This is a genomic window from Bacillus sp. FSL K6-6540, assembly GCF_038007545.1.
The window spans coordinates 1,483,657-1,500,286 of sequence record NZ_JBBOXH010000002.1; the positions used below are offsets into that span (position 1 = coordinate 1,483,657).

Sequence of the window (16,630 nt, forward strand, 5' to 3'; positions counted from 1 at the left end):
TGAGAGAAATGGATTCAGCGTGTTGACAAACCCCCGCATTCGTTGTCAAGCCTGTGCGTTGGTGCTCACGAATGAAATCATTCGCTCCGCTCCAATGCTCGCCTTTCCTAGACTTCAAGGGTTTTCAATCACGCTGAAAATGACAAAATCCTAAAACGAAAGCCGTTTTAGGATTTAATTTGAATCCATTTCTCATTCAGAAATGGATTTTCTTTATTTCTGGTTCTTTTTGATTTTAAATGAAAAGGCGAACATCTTAAAAGAAATGCTGATGTTGTAAGCGGCGAACACCATCAGCAGGATGGAGTAAAATGACCACATGCTGCCTGGCGAGCTTGCGGCAAGATAAGTAAAGATGCACCCTACGGCAAAGTAGATCATTCCCCAAACTACCGGGTTTCTCATAAAAATAATCCTCCAATAATCAATTGCATTTGTGTGCTCTGCTGTTCAAGGTAATTCCGAACAGGCTCAAGCTGCATGATGACGACGAATGTATTCATCATTAAATGGGCGAAAATCGGCACCCATATCCGTTTTGTTCTCGCATATAAAAAGGCAAAGGTGAAGCCCATTGCTGTATATAAAAGAAGATGCTTCAAATCAGCGTGAACAATACCGAAGATAACCGAGCTGATCAGTCCTGCGAAAAAGAAATTCGTTTTTTCGTACAGCGCGCCGAAAATGATTTTTCTGAAGATGATTTCTTCTAATATAGGCCCGATGACGGAAGAAACGATAATCATGAGCGGGACTGCCTGAATGACATCCAGAATCGCTTGTGTATTTTCTGATTCTCTTCCGATCCCAAATACATAATATTCAATAGAGCCTGCTATTCCTTGAGAGAAAAGGGCAATGAAAAAACCGGCTATCGCCCAAAGGATAGAAAGTCCGATTGAGTCCTTCTGTCCGTTTCGCAGCGTTTCTTTCGGAACGGTTCTCAGAATGAGCAGAACAACAACGAGACAGGCGATAAAGCTGATAACGGACCATAATCCTTGTGCATGCAGCATATTTTCATCTGTAGGCTGTCCTCCGGCATAACCGAATTTAAATAACAAGGGAATCGCGATTAATGCGGAAAACTGCATGATGATATATGTCAAAATAATAAACCAATACTGTTTTCTCAAATGGTATGTACTCCTTTGTTAAGTGGGTTTCGTTCATCTACAGCTATTGTAACATAATCGGTACGGGGGTGAAAAAGCTAACGGAAAAGGGAGCGGAAAAGAATGATGTAAGCGTGAAAAATTTTTTATCTTATCACTTGAAATTGGAAGGGAGATTCTTTATTATAAGAATTGTGTTAGCACTCTTTAGTGCTGAGTGCTAAAATTACATATTCATACTATTGAGGAGGTTATTACATTGTTAAAGCCATTAGGTGATCGCGTTGTCATTGAACTCGTAGAATCTGAAGAAAAAACTGCCAGCGGAATTGTGTTGCCGGATTCTGCAAAAGAAAAACCGCAAGAAGGCAAAATCGTGGCAGCTGGTTCAGGTCGCGTGTTAGAAAGCGGAGAGCGCGTTGCTTTAGAAGTAAAAGAGGGCGACCGCATTATCTTCTCAAAATACGCAGGTACTGAAGTGAAATACGAAGGTACTGAATACTTAATCTTACGTGAAAGCGACATTTTAGCTGTTATCGGCTAATTCTTAAATAAACAATATTTAAAACATTTGAGGAGGTCTTGTAAACATGGCAAAAGAAATTAAGTTTAGTGAAGAAGCTCGCCGCGCAATGCTTCGCGGTGTCGATGCACTTGCTGATGCTGTTAAAGTAACTTTAGGACCAAAAGGACGCAACGTGGTTCTAGAGAAAAAATTCGGTTCTCCGTTAATCACAAATGACGGTGTAACAATCGCTAAAGAAATCGAGCTAGAAGACGCGTTTGAAAACATGGGTGCTAAGCTTGTTGCTGAAGTAGCCAGCAAAACAAACGACGTTGCCGGTGACGGTACAACAACTGCAACAGTTCTTGCGCAAGCAATGATCCGTGAAGGCCTTAAAAACGTAACAGCAGGCGCTAACCCTGTAGGCGTGCGTAAAGGGATGGAACAAGCTGTAGCGGTTGCGATCGAAAACTTAAAAGAAATTTCTAAGCCAATCGAAGGCAAAGAGTCTATCGCTCAGGTTGCTGCGATCTCTGCTGCTGATGAGGAAGTCGGAAGCCTTATCGCTGAAGCAATGGAGCGCGTAGGAAACGACGGCGTTATCACAATCGAAGAGTCTAAAGGCTTCACAACTGAGCTTGAAGTTGTTGAAGGTATGCAATTCGACCGCGGATATGCGTCTCCTTACATGGTAACTGACTCTGATAAGATGGAAGCGGTTCTTGACAATCCTTACATCTTAATCACAGACAAAAAAATCACAAACATTCAAGAAATCCTTCCTGTGCTTGAGCAGGTTGTTCAGCAAGGCAAACCATTGCTTCTGATCGCTGAGGATGTTGAAGGCGAAGCACTTGCAACACTTGTTGTGAACAAACTTCGCGGCACATTCAACGCAGTTGCTGTTAAAGCTCCTGGTTTCGGTGACCGCCGTAAAGCAATGCTTGAAGACATCGCTGTCCTTACTGGCGGAGAAGTCATCACAGAAGATCTTGGCCTTGACCTGAAATCTACTCAAATCGCTCAATTGGGACGCGCTTCTAAAGTTGTCGTTACTAAAGAAAACACAACAATCGTTGAAGGCGCTGGCGAAACAGACAAAATTTCTGCCCGCGTGACTCAAATCCGCGCTCAAGTAGAAGAAACAACTTCTGAATTCGACAGAGAAAAATTACAAGAGCGTCTTGCGAAACTTGCTGGCGGCGTAGCTGTCATCAAAGTCGGAGCTGCGACTGAAACTGAGCTGAAAGAGCGTAAACTTCGCATCGAAGACGCCTTGAACTCAACTCGCGCAGCTGTTGAAGAAGGCATCGTATCCGGTGGTGGTACAGCGCTTGTAAACGTATATAACAAAGTCGCTGCAGTTGAAGCTGAAGGCGATGCTCAAACAGGTATCAACATCGTGCTTCGCGCGCTTGAAGAGCCAATCCGTCAAATCGCACATAACGCTGGTCTTGAAGGATCTGTCATCGTTGAGCGCCTCAAAAACGAAGAAATCGGCGTAGGCTTCAACGCTGCAACTGGCGAATGGGTAAACATGATCGAAAAAGGTATCGTTGACCCAACGAAAGTTACACGCTCAGCTCTTCAAAACGCTGCGTCTGTAGCTGCAATGTTCTTAACAACTGAAGCCGTTGTCGCTGACAAGCCAGAAGAAAACACTGGCGGCGGAATGCCTGATATGGGCGGCATGGGCGGTATGGGTGGTATGATGTAATACCGACAAAAAACCCTTGATTTACAAGGGGTTGTCGGCAACGGACGTCATTTTTGATGCCCTATTGATCCATTTATAAATTTTCGAGGCTTCTCATGAGTTCACTGAACTTGTGAGAAGCTTCTTTTTTTCTGTCTTTCGTAGTTTGATTTTTTCAGCACTGTTCTATATCGATTTTCAATAGTTTTGATAATCCCGATATGAATTATTCAATTGACCAAAATAAAAAATTCCACCGGCTCAGATTCCTGTTTACGTCTTCTTTGACAAACGGCTTACTGTAACTTCAGTAAACTGCATTTCTGTTATGATTATAAAAAGGATTTAAAAATTATTCGTCCAAACCTCTGTTACTTCTCTCCCTATTGCAGACAGGAGATGGTATCCTCTCATAAGACAAAAAAGCCCCAGTTATCTAAATAAATAGTGTCACCAACACTCTTAGACGTTTCCCTAAGGAAAACATTTCTAAAGAGAAATCCTATTAAAATGTCTATTTGTGCTGCTTTTTAGCTACTAAGACGATGTATGTTAAAGATATAGAACGGCAGAATAATCTGATTCTCAAAAATTCACTGTCGGTGTAGTTAGGTTCTTCCACCAACATCTTGATAATATTCATCCCGACTCTATGGAGACCGACATTCCAATTATTAAATCTAATATTAGTTTTTTATGATTACCAAGGAGGACTTAATAGTGCATTTTTCAGAAATGATAGATCGCTTGGCTTTATATGATTTACACAGAAAAAGAAGCAAAGATAAACATTTTTCTGCTGCTATTGTAGCCGATATCGATGATAGAGAGGAATTTTACAGTGCAAATATAGCTGATGTTTCAATTGACTTGAATGAATCTAAAAAAAATTATAGGGTTGGAACATTTCGTTATGAATCCTTAATTCAAACTGGGAATCCTGTTAATGATACTTTAAAAGGGGAGGTCTTTTTAAATGAAAATGATATAGATCAACCCAATGTCATCTTTGTACACGGCTGGCGTATGGATTCGTACGATAGGATTAAAAAAATCTTTCATAACCGTATAATGAAGGATTTAGGGTGGAATATGTATTATTATTCTCTTCCGTACCATTTTGAAAGAGAACCGGAAAATTCACAGTATAGTGGTGAATTGATGATTAGTGCAAATATTGATCGTACAATTGAGTCGACAAGACAGGCAATTGTAGATTTACGAGCATTAATTCATTGGATAAAAACAAATAAAAAAGGCCCTGTTATCATAGTGGGAGTAAGCTTAGGGGGATGGGTTACTAATCTAATTGCTACACTAGAATCTCAAATTGATGTAGTGGTTTCCATCTTTTATGCCAACCGCCTTTCTTATTCGATATGGAACACGATTCCAGGTAGATTCATAAGAGAAGAATTAGAACAAAATGGTGTGACCTATGAAGATTTAACAAAATATTGGAATATCACAGATCCTAGTCAAGCCTTGCCGAAAGTTAATAAAGATAACATTCTGCTGATTTCTGCTAAACATGATCAGTATATTGACTTAAAAGATGCAGATTATTTATGGGAAAGCTGGGGGAAACCCACAAGATATGTCTACAATTGTGGTCATTCCGGTATTGTTCTTTGTCGCAAAAAGCTGGCAAATGATACGCTTTCCTTTATAAGAGAAAGGATAAATACGGGAAAACCTGGTTCAGTACATTTGTAGACCTTAATAAGAAACGAAAGGCCAACTGCAACTTCAGTTGGCCTTTCCTATTTATTGAGTGAGAGTGCTGACAGAACTACGTACTACTCGTTTTCTTTAGTCACCCTTGCCAAAAGTTCCACCTCTCCCCGAATCCCAATCGCAGGCTCCCACGAATCAATCAAACGAAGCGCCTTCTGATTAGCTTCCATCGCTTTCGTTTTCTCTCCTTTACGGTACAACAGCTGCGCCATTCCGTAGTGATAGTAGATCAGTTCAACCTGATTGGCGTTATGTTTGTCATAGAGCATTTGCTCAAAAGCTTCTTCCGCTTTCTCAAATTGACCACATTTCACGTAAGCGACACCCAGATTGAAATAGGCTTCTATCGTTTTTTCGCCGCCGTACGTGGAGCTGATTTCATTTGCCGCTTCGTATAATTGAATGGCTTCTACATGATAACCTTTCGCAAAGCTTAAGTCACCGCGAACCAATAGAACTCTGTGTTGAATGGTAGGGGAAATCGGTTGATTTTCGATTTCGTTTAAAATGGTCTCTGCATTTTCCTGTTGCCCGTCTTTTAAAAAAAGCCTTGCTTTGAGTGCGTGTCCCCAAATCTTTAGATCATAGGCATCGTGAGCGTCTGATTGTTCCAGAATCCTCAGCCCGGCTTCAATTTGCTGTAAGGCCCTGTCTAAATCATTGACTTCCATCAGAGCCCAGCCTGCTGTGTCGATTCGGAAGTACGCTTCTCGTGTGTGTTTGCCTAATTGATGGGCGGCGTCGGCGGCTTTGCATCCGTATTCGATACGCAGGGGAAGGTTGATTCTGCTTAGAAAATGGCTAATTCGGGTGATGAGTTCGATTAGGATTTCTTTTTGATCGGTGTCGCTTGCCCATTGGATGACCTTTAAGATGTTTGGCCAATCTTGTTTCATTTGATCTAAATTCCGTCCCAGCAGGTAGCTCCAATAGATAGAGTTTGGCTGTTCCCGCTTTAAATGGGTTTCAGCATAATCAATATAATAGTAAGCCCAGCGATTGCGGGCTTCTTTTTCATATTCGTGTTGTTCGGACAAGTGCCGTTCTCCGTAAGCGACAACGGTTTGGTGCGCTAAGTATTGTGTCCTTCCTTCGCTTCGTTCCGGCTGAATCAGCGCATATGACCGCATTTGTTCCATAGCGTAATGAAAACGGCGGGCGTCTAATCCGGCTGCTGCCGCCAGGCTTTTTTCATCAGGCGGCTTGCTGAAAAAGCAAAGCGTCTGCCATAGCTTTCGCGTATCTTCATTGCATCTATCCCAGGTGCGGCCAAAGAGGAATTCAAACAATTCCAGCAGTGAGTAGCCTGCTTTTCCAAGCTCATGAATCAGCTGCTGAGCGGGGATGTCATCGTCTGACATATAGGCAATGCTGAGTGCCATGGCTTTCGGGTTTCCGGCAGTCGCTGAAATGAATTCGTTTTTCAGGTCAGATGATAGATGTAACAGCTGCTCCAGCTTTTCCCGTTTATTTTGAATGTTGCATGTTTGTAAGCATCGGTGCACTTCTTGCTGAAAAAAATCCAAGGCATCTGTTTGGTCAAGGCCGCTCAGCTGAATAGCTGTCATTTCTCCGAAGCTTTCCCGATAGGTTTGCTTTACGTTTTCCCGCGCTGTGAGGAGAACTTTCACGCCTTGCGGAAGGCTGGTGATAAATTCATGAATGTCACGTTCTGCAGTATCAATGCTGTCAACGATCAGCAGGATCGGTTTTTCTCTAGTGTAATTAGCTAACGCATTGCGGACGACGAACCGTTTTTCATTGATTGATTTATCGATTTGTTCTGTGCGCCCGAGCTGATAGGCGATCGTATTTAAAAAATCGCTAAAGCTCAATCCTTTCCAGTCAGCGCTGACCCAGATGATGCTGTTGAATGCGGGCCAATCTGAAGTATCGTCGACACAGGAATAGGCGGCTTCAAGAGCGATTGTGGTTTTACCCATACCAGCCCAGCCGGTGATTAAACAGACTGGTGACGGAGAAAGCATCCATTGCCGTATCGCTTCCATATCAAAGCTGCGTCCGATAAAGCGTCCGGACCAGCGTGAGGGTAAATTATGAGTGATAGGCTGTTCTGTAAGCGCATTCGTTTCATGGCCGGGTCTGTCATGAAACAGCCGTTTTACTACATTTTCAATTTCGCCTTCACTCGGAGCCCCGAATAATCCGTCTTTTCGCAGTATTTTCGCTTTTTTCAAACAGGATGCTGCCCATACAGGCAATGCGGGTTTGATGACTGGGATAGTGGTGGCTTCCAGCAAGTCGGTCAACCACTCGATATCCAAGTCGGTCTTTTCGAGAATGATCCAGATCATTCCGAACAGTTTTCCGTCGTCGATTCTTCCGGGAATGTAGTTTGCCCCCATCTGTCCGATCCAGCTTTTGATCGTGTTTGGGGAGACTCCCAGCTGGAGTGCGATTTTATCTATGTAAGACTGTCCTGTTTTTTCGTTCTTTTTCCTTCTGACTTTATAATCAGGATGAAGTTTTAGCGTTTTGACGCCAGGTGCCAGCAGTTGTGCAAATTTTTTTCGGTTTTCAAGTTCAGCCATAAGCCTGCACCTCCTATTAGTACTATTTTATCAATCCAGCGTTTTTTGTATATGAAAAAATAAAAGTACAGTGCCGCTGTCCTTTTATACAGCAGGAAAGGCTGTTGAACGTGTTGAAAAGCAGATAAAATGGGGGCAGTAACAGAGAAAACAAAAATGTATGCACTTACATTTTATTTTCTAAAGAAAGGAACTTGCCAAATGACTCACACAGTACCTCAAAACATGAAAGCGGCTGTTATGCACAACACAAGAGAGATCAAAATTGAAACATTGCCTGTGCCTGATATCAATCATGATGAAGTGTTGATTAAGGTGATGGCTGTCGGAATTTGCGGATCTGATCTGCATTACTATACGAATGGCCGAATCGGCAACTACGTTGTGGAAAAACCATTTATTCTTGGCCATGAATGCGCGGGTGAAATTGCCGCTGTCGGATCAGCTGTCGATCAATTCAAAGTCGGTGACCGCGTCGCTGTTGAACCTGGTGTTACGTGCGGACGCTGTGAAGCGTGCAAAGAAGGGCGCTATAATCTTTGCCCGGATGTACAGTTTTTGGCTACACCGCCGGTAGACGGCGCGTTTGTCCAATATATTAAAATGCGTCAGGACTTTGTTTTTTTAATCCCAGACTCACTTTCTTATGAAGATGCTGCTTTGATCGAGCCGTTTTCTGTCGGCATCCATGCGGCGGCCAGAACGAAGCTACAGCCCGGATCAACGATTGCGATTATGGGGATGGGCCCTGTTGGGTTAATGGCTGTTGCCGCAGCTAAAGCATTTGGGGCAGGCACAATCATTGTCACCGACTTAGAGCCGCTGCGGTTAGAAGCTGCGAAAAAAATGGGAGCGACTCACATTATTAATATACGTGAACAGGATGCACTTGAAGAGATTAAAACGATCACGAATGATAGAGGCGTTGATGTTGCTTGGGAAACAGCAGGGAATCCAGCGGCATTGCAATCCGCACTGGCTTCTGTGCGCCGGGGCGGAAAATTGGCGATTGTCGGTTTGCCTTCACAGAACGAGATTCCGCTCAACGTACCGTTTATTGCGGATAATGAGATTGATATTTACGGGATCTTCCGTTATGCCAATACGTATCCAAAGGGAATCGAATTTCTTGCTTCAGGCATTGTGGACACGAAGCATCTAGTAACGGACCAATATTCGCTGGAGCAGACGCAAGATGCGATGGAGCGGGCGCTTCAATTTAAGAATGAATGTTTAAAAGTGATGGTGTATCCAAATCGCTGAGTGAACAGGGAGGATCTTCGTATTCTCCCTCTTGTTTACTGGAAATGAAAACGGATTCTTGGGGTGGGAAATGATGATTGAAACAGAAAAAGTAACGGCAATGAAAGTGAAGCATCAGTCAAAATCCAGTACCGGACTGTCCTGGTTTGAACGAATCGGCTATGGATTCGGCGATATGTCGTATAATATTATCTTTCAGTTTGTAAACGCATACTTATTATTCTATTATACAGACGTCGGCGGCATTCAGCCTGCGGTGATCGCAACTTTGTTTCTTGTTGTGCGTGTGCTGGATGCTATTTTTGACCCGATCATGGGATTGATTTTAGATAAAACGAATACAAGGTGGGGAAAAGCAAGGCCCTATTTGCTGTGGGTGGCATTTCCTTTTGCGCTATTCACATTCTTATGTTTCACGACGCCTCATTTCGGTGAGACCGGAAATATGGTATATGCGTATGTCACTTATATTCTGCTTGGGATGTCCTTTAGTATGCAAACGATCCCGGTGAACAGCTTAACGGGGCGGATGACGAATTCGGTGGAGGAACGAACGGTTCTGACCACAACCCGGATGATTTTGGTGTATATCGGCATTCTTTTATCCATTTCCTGTGCGACACCGCTTGCAACTGCTATCGGAGGAGAGGATCAGGCGTTTGGATTTCAGATGACGGCGCTCATCTATGCGGCTGTCAGCATCGTTTTGAATCTATTTAGTTTCTTTACTGTACGGGAGCGAATTCAGCCTAAAAAGAGAAAAAAACAAGGGATCAAAAAGACGTTATCCGTTTTATTCCGAAATAAACCCTTGCTTATGTTAATTTCATCATTTTTGGCTTTTGCGATCGGGTTTAATATTAAGCTCAGCACGATGGTGTATTATTTTACGTATAACGTCAACCATAAAGAGTTCGTGTTTATGGGCACCGTTTTATTTTTCGGGGCAGCGCTGATCAGTAATTTGTTTATTCCTTTCTTTTCTGAGAAGTGGGGCAGAAAACAAGTCATGATCATCACGGCAGCTCTATCGCTTATTTCTTATGCCGGCCTGCATTTTACGCCGTATTCTTCAATTCCACTCATTTTCATTTGGCTTTTCGCTTCGGGATTTTTCACAACGCCTTTAAATACGCTTGCTTGGGGAATGGTTGCGGATTGTGTCGATTATGCGGAATGGAAAACCGGAATTCGCGCGGATGGTGTGGTGATTTCGAGCATGAGCTTTATCAATAAGCTGGGTGTGGCGTTGGCCGGGTCATTTTCGGCCATCTATTTAGGAATCGCCGGGTATGTGGCGAATACAGACCAGACAGTTGCGTCATTGAATGCGATTAAAAATATGAATGCTTTGATTCCGGGATTTTTCATTTTGCTTTCTATTATTCTTATCGCCTTCTATCCTTTAACGGAAAAAAGATATAAACACATCATCTCTGAGCTGGAGCAAAGGTCTGCGAGATAAATATATGTAAAATTTTTAATATTCAATGTTGTATTTATGGCAGAAAGTAATATACTGAGACTGTAATCTAGACTTTATAAATGAGTGTGATAATATGCGTAGTCATTCTGTAGTTTGTATTGGGGAATTGTTGATTGATTTCTTTTGTACCGATGTTGACGTTGATTTAATGGAAGGGCGCCAATTCCTGAAAAGTGCCGGGGGTGCACCGGCGAATGTGTCAGCAGCGATTGCCAAGCTGGGCGGAGACGCCGCTTTCAGCGGAAAAGTAGGAAAGGATCCGTTTGGGTATTTTCTGAAGCAAACATTGGACGCTGTACATGTCGATACCTCTATGCTGGTGATGGATGAGAAAGCGCCTACAACGCTTGCTTTTGTTTCATTAAAACAAAATGGAGAGCGTGACTTTGTTTTTAATAGAGGCGCGGACGCTTTGTTTACGCTGGAGGATATTGACCAGGAAAAACTAAACGGAGCGAAAATCCTTCATTTCGGCTCTGCGACGGCACTGTTATCGGATCCGTTTTGCTCAGCCTATTTACGGCTGATGTCGATTGCGAAAGACAATGGACAGTTTATTTCGTTTGACCCTAACTACCGTGAAGATTTATGGAGGGGAAGAGTCTCAGAGTTTGTAAGTGTTGCGAAAAAAGCGATCGCTGTAAGTGATTTTGTGAAAGTCAGTGACGAGGAGCTTGAGATTATAAGCGGTGTGAAGGATCATGAAAAGGGAGTTGCGATCCTTCATGAGATCGGAGCCAACATTGTCGCTGTGACACTTGGGAAAAGCGGAACGCTTCTTTCCAATGGAAAAGACCGTGAAATCATTCCAAGCATTCCTGTGACATCAATTGACTCAACAGGGGCGGGAGATGCTTTTGTCGGTGCGGCTTTATATCAATTGGCAAACACGGATCAGATTCAATCTGTAGAAACAGATTTTGTGAAACTGCGTGAGATTGTGGCGTTTGCCAATAAGGTCGGAGCTCTTGTGTGCACTAAAATTGGAGCGATTGATGCACTGCCGAGCTTGGATGAGATCGAAGTTTCTTTGTAAATCATTGAAGATGTTTCTTGAAAGTCTTTGGACTTTTGGGGGCATCTTTTTTTATTGCTTACATTTTTGTTCAGGTAAAAAGTTGTGTATTTTTTGTTTGGAATGTCATTTTTTATTAAAAAAGTGAAACTTTTAACGATAATAAATAGTATATGTAACAAGGGTTACCGAATTAGCTTTAGGAGGAACGATATAATGAGTATAATTGGAAGATTTAAAGATATTATGTCTGCGAATATCAATGCTTTATTGGACAAGGCTGAAAATCCGGAGAAAATGGTAGATCAATATTTAAGAAATATGAATAGCGATTTGGCTAAGGTTAAGGCAGAAACAGCAGCTGTTATGGCCGAGGAGCAGAGAGCAAAAAGAGAATATCACGAATGCCAGGCGGATATGGAAAAGATGGAAAGCTATGCAATGAAGGCGCTGCAAGCCGGGAATGAGAGCGATGCGAGAAAATTTCTTGAAAGAAAAACATCTTTGGAGTCAAAGCTTTCTGAGCTGCAGGCGGCGAATCAAATTGCTGCAACCAATGCCGCACAGATGAGAAAGATGCATGACAAATTGGTATCTGACATTGGAGAGCTGGAAGCACGTAAAAATATGATCAAGGCGAAGTGGGCAGTAGCGAAAACGCAAGAAAGAATGAACAAACTGGGCGCTTCTGTTTCAAGTACAAGCCAATCAATGTCTGCATTCGGCCGAATGGAGGACAAAGTAAATAAGGCACTTGATCAGGCCAATGCAATGGCTGAACTGAACAGCGCTCCGCAGGATGATATGGCTGATCTGACTGCAAAGTATGACACTGGCGGTTCAAGCCAGATTGATGATGAACTTGCGGCGTTAAAAGCGAAAATGATGCTCGATAAGTAATACATAGGAGGCCGCAGCTCTCGGCTGCGGCGTCATTTTATCATAAGATGTGAGAGGGAACGGTAATGATAATATCTTATAAGTGTCCGAACTGCGGCAGTGATATGGCATTTGACAGTGAAACCGGCTCGTTATCCTGCAGCAGCTGCGGAAGACAGGACAATATTGAAAGCCTTCCGAAAGAAAACATTGCGGCACGGTTTTCTGATGATGAAGCAAAAGAATATCAATGTGAAAACTGCGGTGCCGTTTTGATCACGGAAGCTGAAACGACAGCAACGACGTGCAGCTTCTGCGGAGGTGCTGCAATACTTGCCGATCGTTTATCAGGACATTTGGCGCCGGCGAAGGTCATTCCATTTACAATCAGCAAGCAAGAAGCGGAGCAGGCATTTCGAAAGTGGTGCAAAAAAGGCCTTCTGACACCAAGAGGTTTCATGTCTGCCGATCGCATTAAAAGCATCACCGGCATGTATATTCCGTTTTGGATGTTTGATTTAAATAGTGAAGTACAGGTGAGAGCAAACTGTACCAGGGTCCACCGGTATGAAGAAGGGGATTATATTTGCACGGAAACAGAGCACTTTGAAGCGTTTCGTGATATCAATCTCGATTATTTGAAAATCCCTGTCGATGCCTCTGAAAAAATGAAAGACGAATTAATGGACAAATTGGAGCCTTATTCATACGAAGAGCTGAAGGACTTTCAAACGGCATATTTGGCCGGTTATATTGCGGAAAAGTACAATTATACCGATGAGGAGCTTTTTCCGAGGGCAAAAGAGAAAATCAGCAGTTATATAGATTCATACATCCATTCTACTTTTTCCGGATATACGTCAGTCAATGTGAGGGACAAACATATTCACACGAAAAACGTGAACAGCTTTTACGTTTTGCTTCCTGTTTGGATGGTCAGTTACGATTATGAAAGAGCGGAGCATATCTTTGCGATGAACGGGCAAACAGGAAAGGTTGTTGGAAAGCCGCCGATTAGTCGAGGAAAAGTGGCGGCATGGTTTAGCGGAATAGCAGGCGGGACATTTCTTGCGTTGAAGCTCGTCTCATTGATGATGGGAGGCGGATTTTGATGCGTGGATTTTTTGGGAAAGCGATCTTTGTTGTGCTGGCTGTTTTCATCATGATGCCTTTACTGGGTATCGAAGCGGCAAGAGCCTCTGAATCGCAGCAGCATGTGTACGATCGCGCTCATCTATTGTCAAAAGCGGAGATCGGAAAACTTGAATCTCTCTCGGCAGAGCTGGGTGCAAAGAGAGACACTGATTTCATCATTATTACGATCAAAAGCACAAACGGTGAAGATATTGCAGACTATACCGGCGATTTTTATGATCGTTACGGAAAAGGCAGTACAGCCATTCTGACCATTGATATGACAAACAGAGAAGTGTTTATCGCAGGCTTCAAAAAAGCCGAACAGTATTTGGACAACAGCAGGCTCAATAGCATCAGAAATACGATTTCATCTGATTTATCCAATGAAAATTATTTTGAAGCTTTTGAGACATATATTCAGCTTTCCTATAAAGATATGGGCATAAAACCGGGAGTAAACCCCGACAACATATTCTTTACATGGTGGTTTCAGCTGATTGCTGCCATCGCAGTCGGGGGAATTGCGGTTTCAATCATGCTTTATCATGCAGGCGGCAAAGTAACGGTTAATGGAAATACATATATGGATCAGCGTACGTCTGATGTGATTGATCAATACGACACTTATATTAGAACGACTGTAACAAGAGAAAGAAAACCATCAGATAAAGACAGCGGCAGCGATGGCGGTGTTACGAAAGGCGGCACGTCATACAGTGGGAGCCGGGGCAGTTTTTAAATGTAAGAAATAGAGAAAGGGAGAGGCGTAATGTCGTTTTTCAGAAATCAATTAGCGAATGTAGTAGAGTGGGAAGAATTTAGAGATGATATGATTTTTTATAAATGGAAAAATCGTGAAATCAAAAAAGGGAGCCGTTTAATCATTCGTCCCGGACAGGATGCTGTCTTTTTGAACAATGGGCGGGTTGAAGGAGTCTTTCAAGATGATGGCGATTATGATATTGAATCAGAAATTATTCCATTCCTTTCAACGTTAAAGGGCTTTAAGTTTGGCTTTAACAACGGCATGCGAGCTGAGGTGCTGTTTGTCAATACGAAGGAATTTACCGTAAGATGGGGAACAAAACAGGCGATAAATATTCCGGCAGCGGGAATGCCAGGCGGGATGCCCATTCGCGCAAACGGCACATTTAATTTCAAGGTGCAGGACTATATCAGCCTGATTGATAAAATCGCTGGCGTGAAAGATCAATATTTTGTAGAGGATATTAAAACCCGTATCATTTCTATTCTGGATCAGCTTCTCATGAAGTGGATCACAAGAGAAGGGAAAGATATGTTTAATCTTCAAGCAAACGCTTTTGATATTGCCAAGGGAATTCAAGAGGACTTAGATATGCAATTAATAAGCGACGGGATGACGGTCACTGGTTTTCAAATCATGAGCTTTAATTACCCTCAAGAGGTTCAAGATATGATTACAAAGAACGCTTCCTACGGTATGGTTGGGGATGTGAACAGATACCAGCAAATATCAATGACGGATGGAATGGCATCCGGAAAGATGAGCGGAGGCGGAGCGGCTTCGGATATGGCTGGAATGATGATGGGAATGAATATGGCCAATCAGATGATGAACCAAATGAATCAAAATCAGCAGGCACAGTCATCAGGCCCACAGTCAACTGGCAGCGGAAGCAAACCGAATTTCTGTCCAAACTGCGGAACAAAAACGGGCGAAGCCAATTTTTGTCCGAATTGCGGCCAGAAGCTTGTGTAAGACTCATACAGTGAAAAGTCCGGAGTGATCAGCGCTCGGGACTTTTTTATTTAGAAGAATAAGCGTTACCTATTGCTTGCTCCTGAACAGGCCATTTTCGAGCACCCGCTTGGATAATTCCCAGCAGCAATTGACGACGTTCCTTTATTGAATTGACGGCAATTTGAAATGTTTGCTTTGATAAAGCCGGTATGCCTGATTGTTGAAGCTTTGAGATGTCTGGTTCCGGCGGCGCTTGTTCTGCAGGATGGATATAGGCAGTATGAACGGTATCCAGATAGTTTTTGATACTTGAGCGCGCTTCTTTGATATGAAGCTGATTCGGCTGATATTGTTCAGGAATTCCGTATTTGAAAATGGTTAGAGCTTCATCCAATACAGCAACAGCTATAATGGATGATTCCTGATGCTGCGTGCTGTGGTAAAAATGAAGGATGGGGAAGGCGTTATGCTGAGCGGTCAGCTTTCCCAGTTCTGATGAGGCAGCGACAAGAAGAAAATCAATGTCGTGAAAATCTTTGCCATTCCATGCATTATGGACGATTTCTGTTCCGTCATGCCCTAGACTTAATACACTTTGGGCAAAGGAGCGTTTTTGATTAACCGCACTCAAGACGGAAATCAAATACGTGACAGAAAACGTGATGGTAAGCAGTCCTTGAGCTGTTTCAATAATCGTGACAAGCTTCCATAGGCCTCCGTTCGGAGCGAGGTCGCCATTTCCTAATGTAAACATGACATAGCCGGAAAAATAAATTCGGTCTGACCAGGAAGAAGGTTCTTTTGATTGAGTTTCCATAAGTGAGTGAGGGTCACTCGAGTAAATCAAAACCCACCCGCCCCAAAATAGACTGATCCATATCACTAACGTCAGGCATAACAGCAGAGGACCAGCCATACTTAGAACCTTTGCGTGGTCACCGCTGATTCTGCGGCAGCCCTTCCACAGCCAGGCAGACAGGCATCTTGTGATCGGGCCTGCACCGCTCTCTAACCATAACGTGGTCCATAAAAAATCAATCATCCCCGCTGTCAATAATAAAAGGCCTGCAATGATATAACCCTCATTCATTTTGGTTGCCTCCCTTAAGTCAGCCTTCTTTTATTTTCTTCTCTATTTCCTTTTATCCTGAGTCTGAAACAATTGAGCGAATGTTTGATTTTACAGAGAAAAATAGGAGAAGTTAACCAACACTTACTCATTTATCGATATGAACAAAAAATCACAGGATTTTTGACTTGATTCACACATTTTCATGAAGAAAAACGTTCATTTTCCCCTTGAATTGGTGATTTTCCTTTTATAGAGTAAAAAATTTTCAGAAATTTATATTGACTGAAAGCGTTTTTATAATTATGATAATATCAGATGTAACAAAAATATAACTATCATATCACTACAATTGAACTATCAAGTGACTATTAAATGCCAAATTTACAAGGTTATGCACAAAGAAATGACCATTTCTCTTTTAGTGAGAAATGAAATCGCTTCCATTGGGAC

The 16,630-nt window shown here is 42.7% G+C and carries 14 protein-coding genes and 1 pseudogene; 11 read left to right on the forward strand and 4 right to left on the reverse strand.

The genetic code is table 11. The features are described from left to right. Positions 1 to 213: 213 nt before the first annotated feature. Both MHH82_RS40025 and MHH82_RS40030 read right to left on the reverse strand, forming a co-directional pair. On the reverse strand, positions 214 to 405 hold the full coding sequence (locus tag MHH82_RS40025) for a YdiK family protein (protein ID WP_003225680.1): 192 nt from the start codon (positions 403 to 405) through the stop codon (positions 214 to 216). After that, complete coding sequence (locus MHH82_RS40030; protein ID WP_029317386.1) at positions 402 to 1,136, reverse strand: CPBP family intramembrane glutamic endopeptidase; 735 nt, start codon at positions 1,134 to 1,136, stop codon at positions 402 to 404. The genes MHH82_RS40025 and MHH82_RS40030 overlap by 4 nt, the downstream gene beginning before the upstream one ends. Before the next feature lie 238 nt (positions 1,137 to 1,374). Here MHH82_RS40030 and groES point away from each other — a divergent pair, with 238 nt between their 5' ends. From groES to MHH82_RS41730, 4 genes and pseudogenes are all read left to right on the forward strand, one after another. Beyond that, complete coding sequence (groES, locus tag MHH82_RS40035; RefSeq protein ID WP_003155970.1) at positions 1,375 to 1,659, forward strand: co-chaperone GroES; 285 nt, start codon at positions 1,375 to 1,377, stop codon at positions 1,657 to 1,659. A gap of 46 nt (positions 1,660 to 1,705) precedes the next feature. Beyond that, on the forward strand, positions 1,706 to 3,337 hold the full coding sequence (gene groL, locus MHH82_RS40040) for a chaperonin GroEL (protein WP_024572999.1): 1,632 nt from the start codon (positions 1,706 to 1,708) through the stop codon (positions 3,335 to 3,337). Positions 3,338 to 3,893: 556 nt separating this feature from the next. Beyond that, positions 3,894 to 4,198 (forward strand): annotated as a pseudogene (locus MHH82_RS41725) (abhydrolase domain-containing 18); the annotation flags it as partial. A 210-nt stretch (positions 4,199 to 4,408) separates the two neighbouring features. Continuing rightward, positions 4,409 to 5,032, forward strand: a complete 624-nt coding sequence (locus MHH82_RS41730; RefSeq protein WP_373432899.1) for an alpha/beta hydrolase — start codon at positions 4,409 to 4,411, stop codon at positions 5,030 to 5,032. 83 nt (positions 5,033 to 5,115) lie between these two features. Here MHH82_RS41730 and gutR read toward each other — a convergent pair whose 3' ends face one another. Next, entirely contained in the window at positions 5,116 to 7,605 is a 2,490-nt protein-coding gene (gene gutR, locus MHH82_RS40050) for a glucitol operon transcriptional regulator GutR (RefSeq protein WP_072175436.1), read from the reverse strand. A gap of 201 nt (positions 7,606 to 7,806) precedes the next feature. Between gutR and gutB the strand changes: the two genes are divergently transcribed. The 7 genes from gutB to MHH82_RS40085 all read left to right on the forward strand — a co-directional run bounded on the left by gutB (position 7,807) and on the right by MHH82_RS40085 (position 15,126). Further along, positions 7,807 to 8,868: a sorbitol dehydrogenase gene (gene gutB / locus MHH82_RS40055; protein ID WP_032726758.1), complete on the forward strand. Its 1,062-nt coding sequence runs from the start codon at positions 7,807 to 7,809 to the stop codon at positions 8,866 to 8,868. 73 nt (positions 8,869 to 8,941) lie between these two features. Next, a complete protein-coding gene (locus MHH82_RS40060; RefSeq protein ID WP_029726587.1) occupies positions 8,942 to 10,333 on the forward strand; it encodes an MFS transporter in 1,392 nt (463 codons plus the stop codon). Positions 10,334 to 10,427: 94 nt separating this feature from the next. Next, on the forward strand, positions 10,428 to 11,390 hold the full coding sequence (locus MHH82_RS40065; protein WP_069703746.1) for a carbohydrate kinase family protein: 963 nt from the start codon (positions 10,428 to 10,430) through the stop codon (positions 11,388 to 11,390). Positions 11,391 to 11,585: 195 nt separating this feature from the next. Further along, positions 11,586 to 12,269: a PspA/IM30 family protein gene (locus MHH82_RS40070; RefSeq protein WP_049140778.1), complete on the forward strand. Its 684-nt coding sequence runs from the start codon at positions 11,586 to 11,588 to the stop codon at positions 12,267 to 12,269. Between the two features lie 65 nt (positions 12,270 to 12,334). Then, the gene (locus tag MHH82_RS40075; RefSeq protein ID WP_029317392.1) at positions 12,335 to 13,360 is read left to right on the forward strand and encodes a TFIIB-type zinc ribbon-containing protein; all 1,026 of its coding nucleotides are present in this window, start codon (positions 12,335 to 12,337) and stop codon (positions 13,358 to 13,360) included. Next, the gene (locus tag MHH82_RS40080; RefSeq protein WP_064671844.1) at positions 13,360 to 14,124 is read left to right on the forward strand and encodes a TPM domain-containing protein; all 765 of its coding nucleotides are present in this window, start codon (positions 13,360 to 13,362) and stop codon (positions 14,122 to 14,124) included. Before MHH82_RS40075 ends, MHH82_RS40080 begins: the two co-directional genes overlap by 1 nt. Before the next feature lie 30 nt (positions 14,125 to 14,154). Beyond that, positions 14,155 to 15,126, forward strand: coding sequence for an SPFH domain-containing protein (locus MHH82_RS40085; RefSeq protein WP_340796825.1), 972 nt, complete (start codon positions 14,155 to 14,157; stop codon positions 15,124 to 15,126). Between the two features lie 46 nt (positions 15,127 to 15,172). Here the strand turns inward: MHH82_RS40085 and MHH82_RS40090 are convergent, their stop codons facing one another. Next, on the reverse strand, positions 15,173 to 16,198 hold the full coding sequence (locus MHH82_RS40090; RefSeq protein ID WP_128441415.1) for a potassium channel family protein: 1,026 nt from the start codon (positions 16,196 to 16,198) through the stop codon (positions 15,173 to 15,175). Positions 16,199 to 16,630: the final 432 nt, after the last annotated feature.

Bases quoted from the DNA above. Each gene is read 5' to 3' on its own strand.
- MHH82_RS40025 (WP_003225680.1), bottom strand. From the start codon at position 405: ATGAGAAACCCGGTAGTTTGGGGAATGATCTACTTTGCCGTAGGGTGC.
- MHH82_RS40090 (WP_128441415.1), bottom strand. From the start codon at position 16,198: ATGAATGAGGGTTATATCATTGCAGGCCTTTTATTATTGACAGCGGGG.
- MHH82_RS40075 (WP_029317392.1), top strand. From the start codon at position 12,335: ATGATAATATCTTATAAGTGTCCGAACTGCGGCAGTGATATGGCATTT.
- groL (WP_024572999.1), top strand. From the start codon at position 1,706: ATGGCAAAAGAAATTAAGTTTAGTGAAGAAGCTCGCCGCGCAATGCTT.
- MHH82_RS40080 (WP_064671844.1), top strand. From the start codon at position 13,360: ATGCGTGGATTTTTTGGGAAAGCGATCTTTGTTGTGCTGGCTGTTTTC.
- MHH82_RS41730 (WP_373432899.1), top strand. From the start codon at position 4,409: ATGTATTATTATTCTCTTCCGTACCATTTTGAAAGAGAACCGGAAAAT.
- gutB (WP_032726758.1), top strand. From the start codon at position 7,807: ATGACTCACACAGTACCTCAAAACATGAAAGCGGCTGTTATGCACAAC.
- MHH82_RS40085 (WP_340796825.1), top strand. From the start codon at position 14,155: ATGTCGTTTTTCAGAAATCAATTAGCGAATGTAGTAGAGTGGGAAGAA.
- MHH82_RS40070 (WP_049140778.1), top strand. From the start codon at position 11,586: ATGAGTATAATTGGAAGATTTAAAGATATTATGTCTGCGAATATCAAT.
- MHH82_RS40060 (WP_029726587.1), top strand. From the start codon at position 8,942: ATGATTGAAACAGAAAAAGTAACGGCAATGAAAGTGAAGCATCAGTCA.
- gutR (WP_072175436.1), bottom strand. From the start codon at position 7,605: ATGGCTGAACTTGAAAACCGAAAAAAATTTGCACAACTGCTGGCACCT.
- MHH82_RS40065 (WP_069703746.1), top strand. From the start codon at position 10,428: ATGCGTAGTCATTCTGTAGTTTGTATTGGGGAATTGTTGATTGATTTC.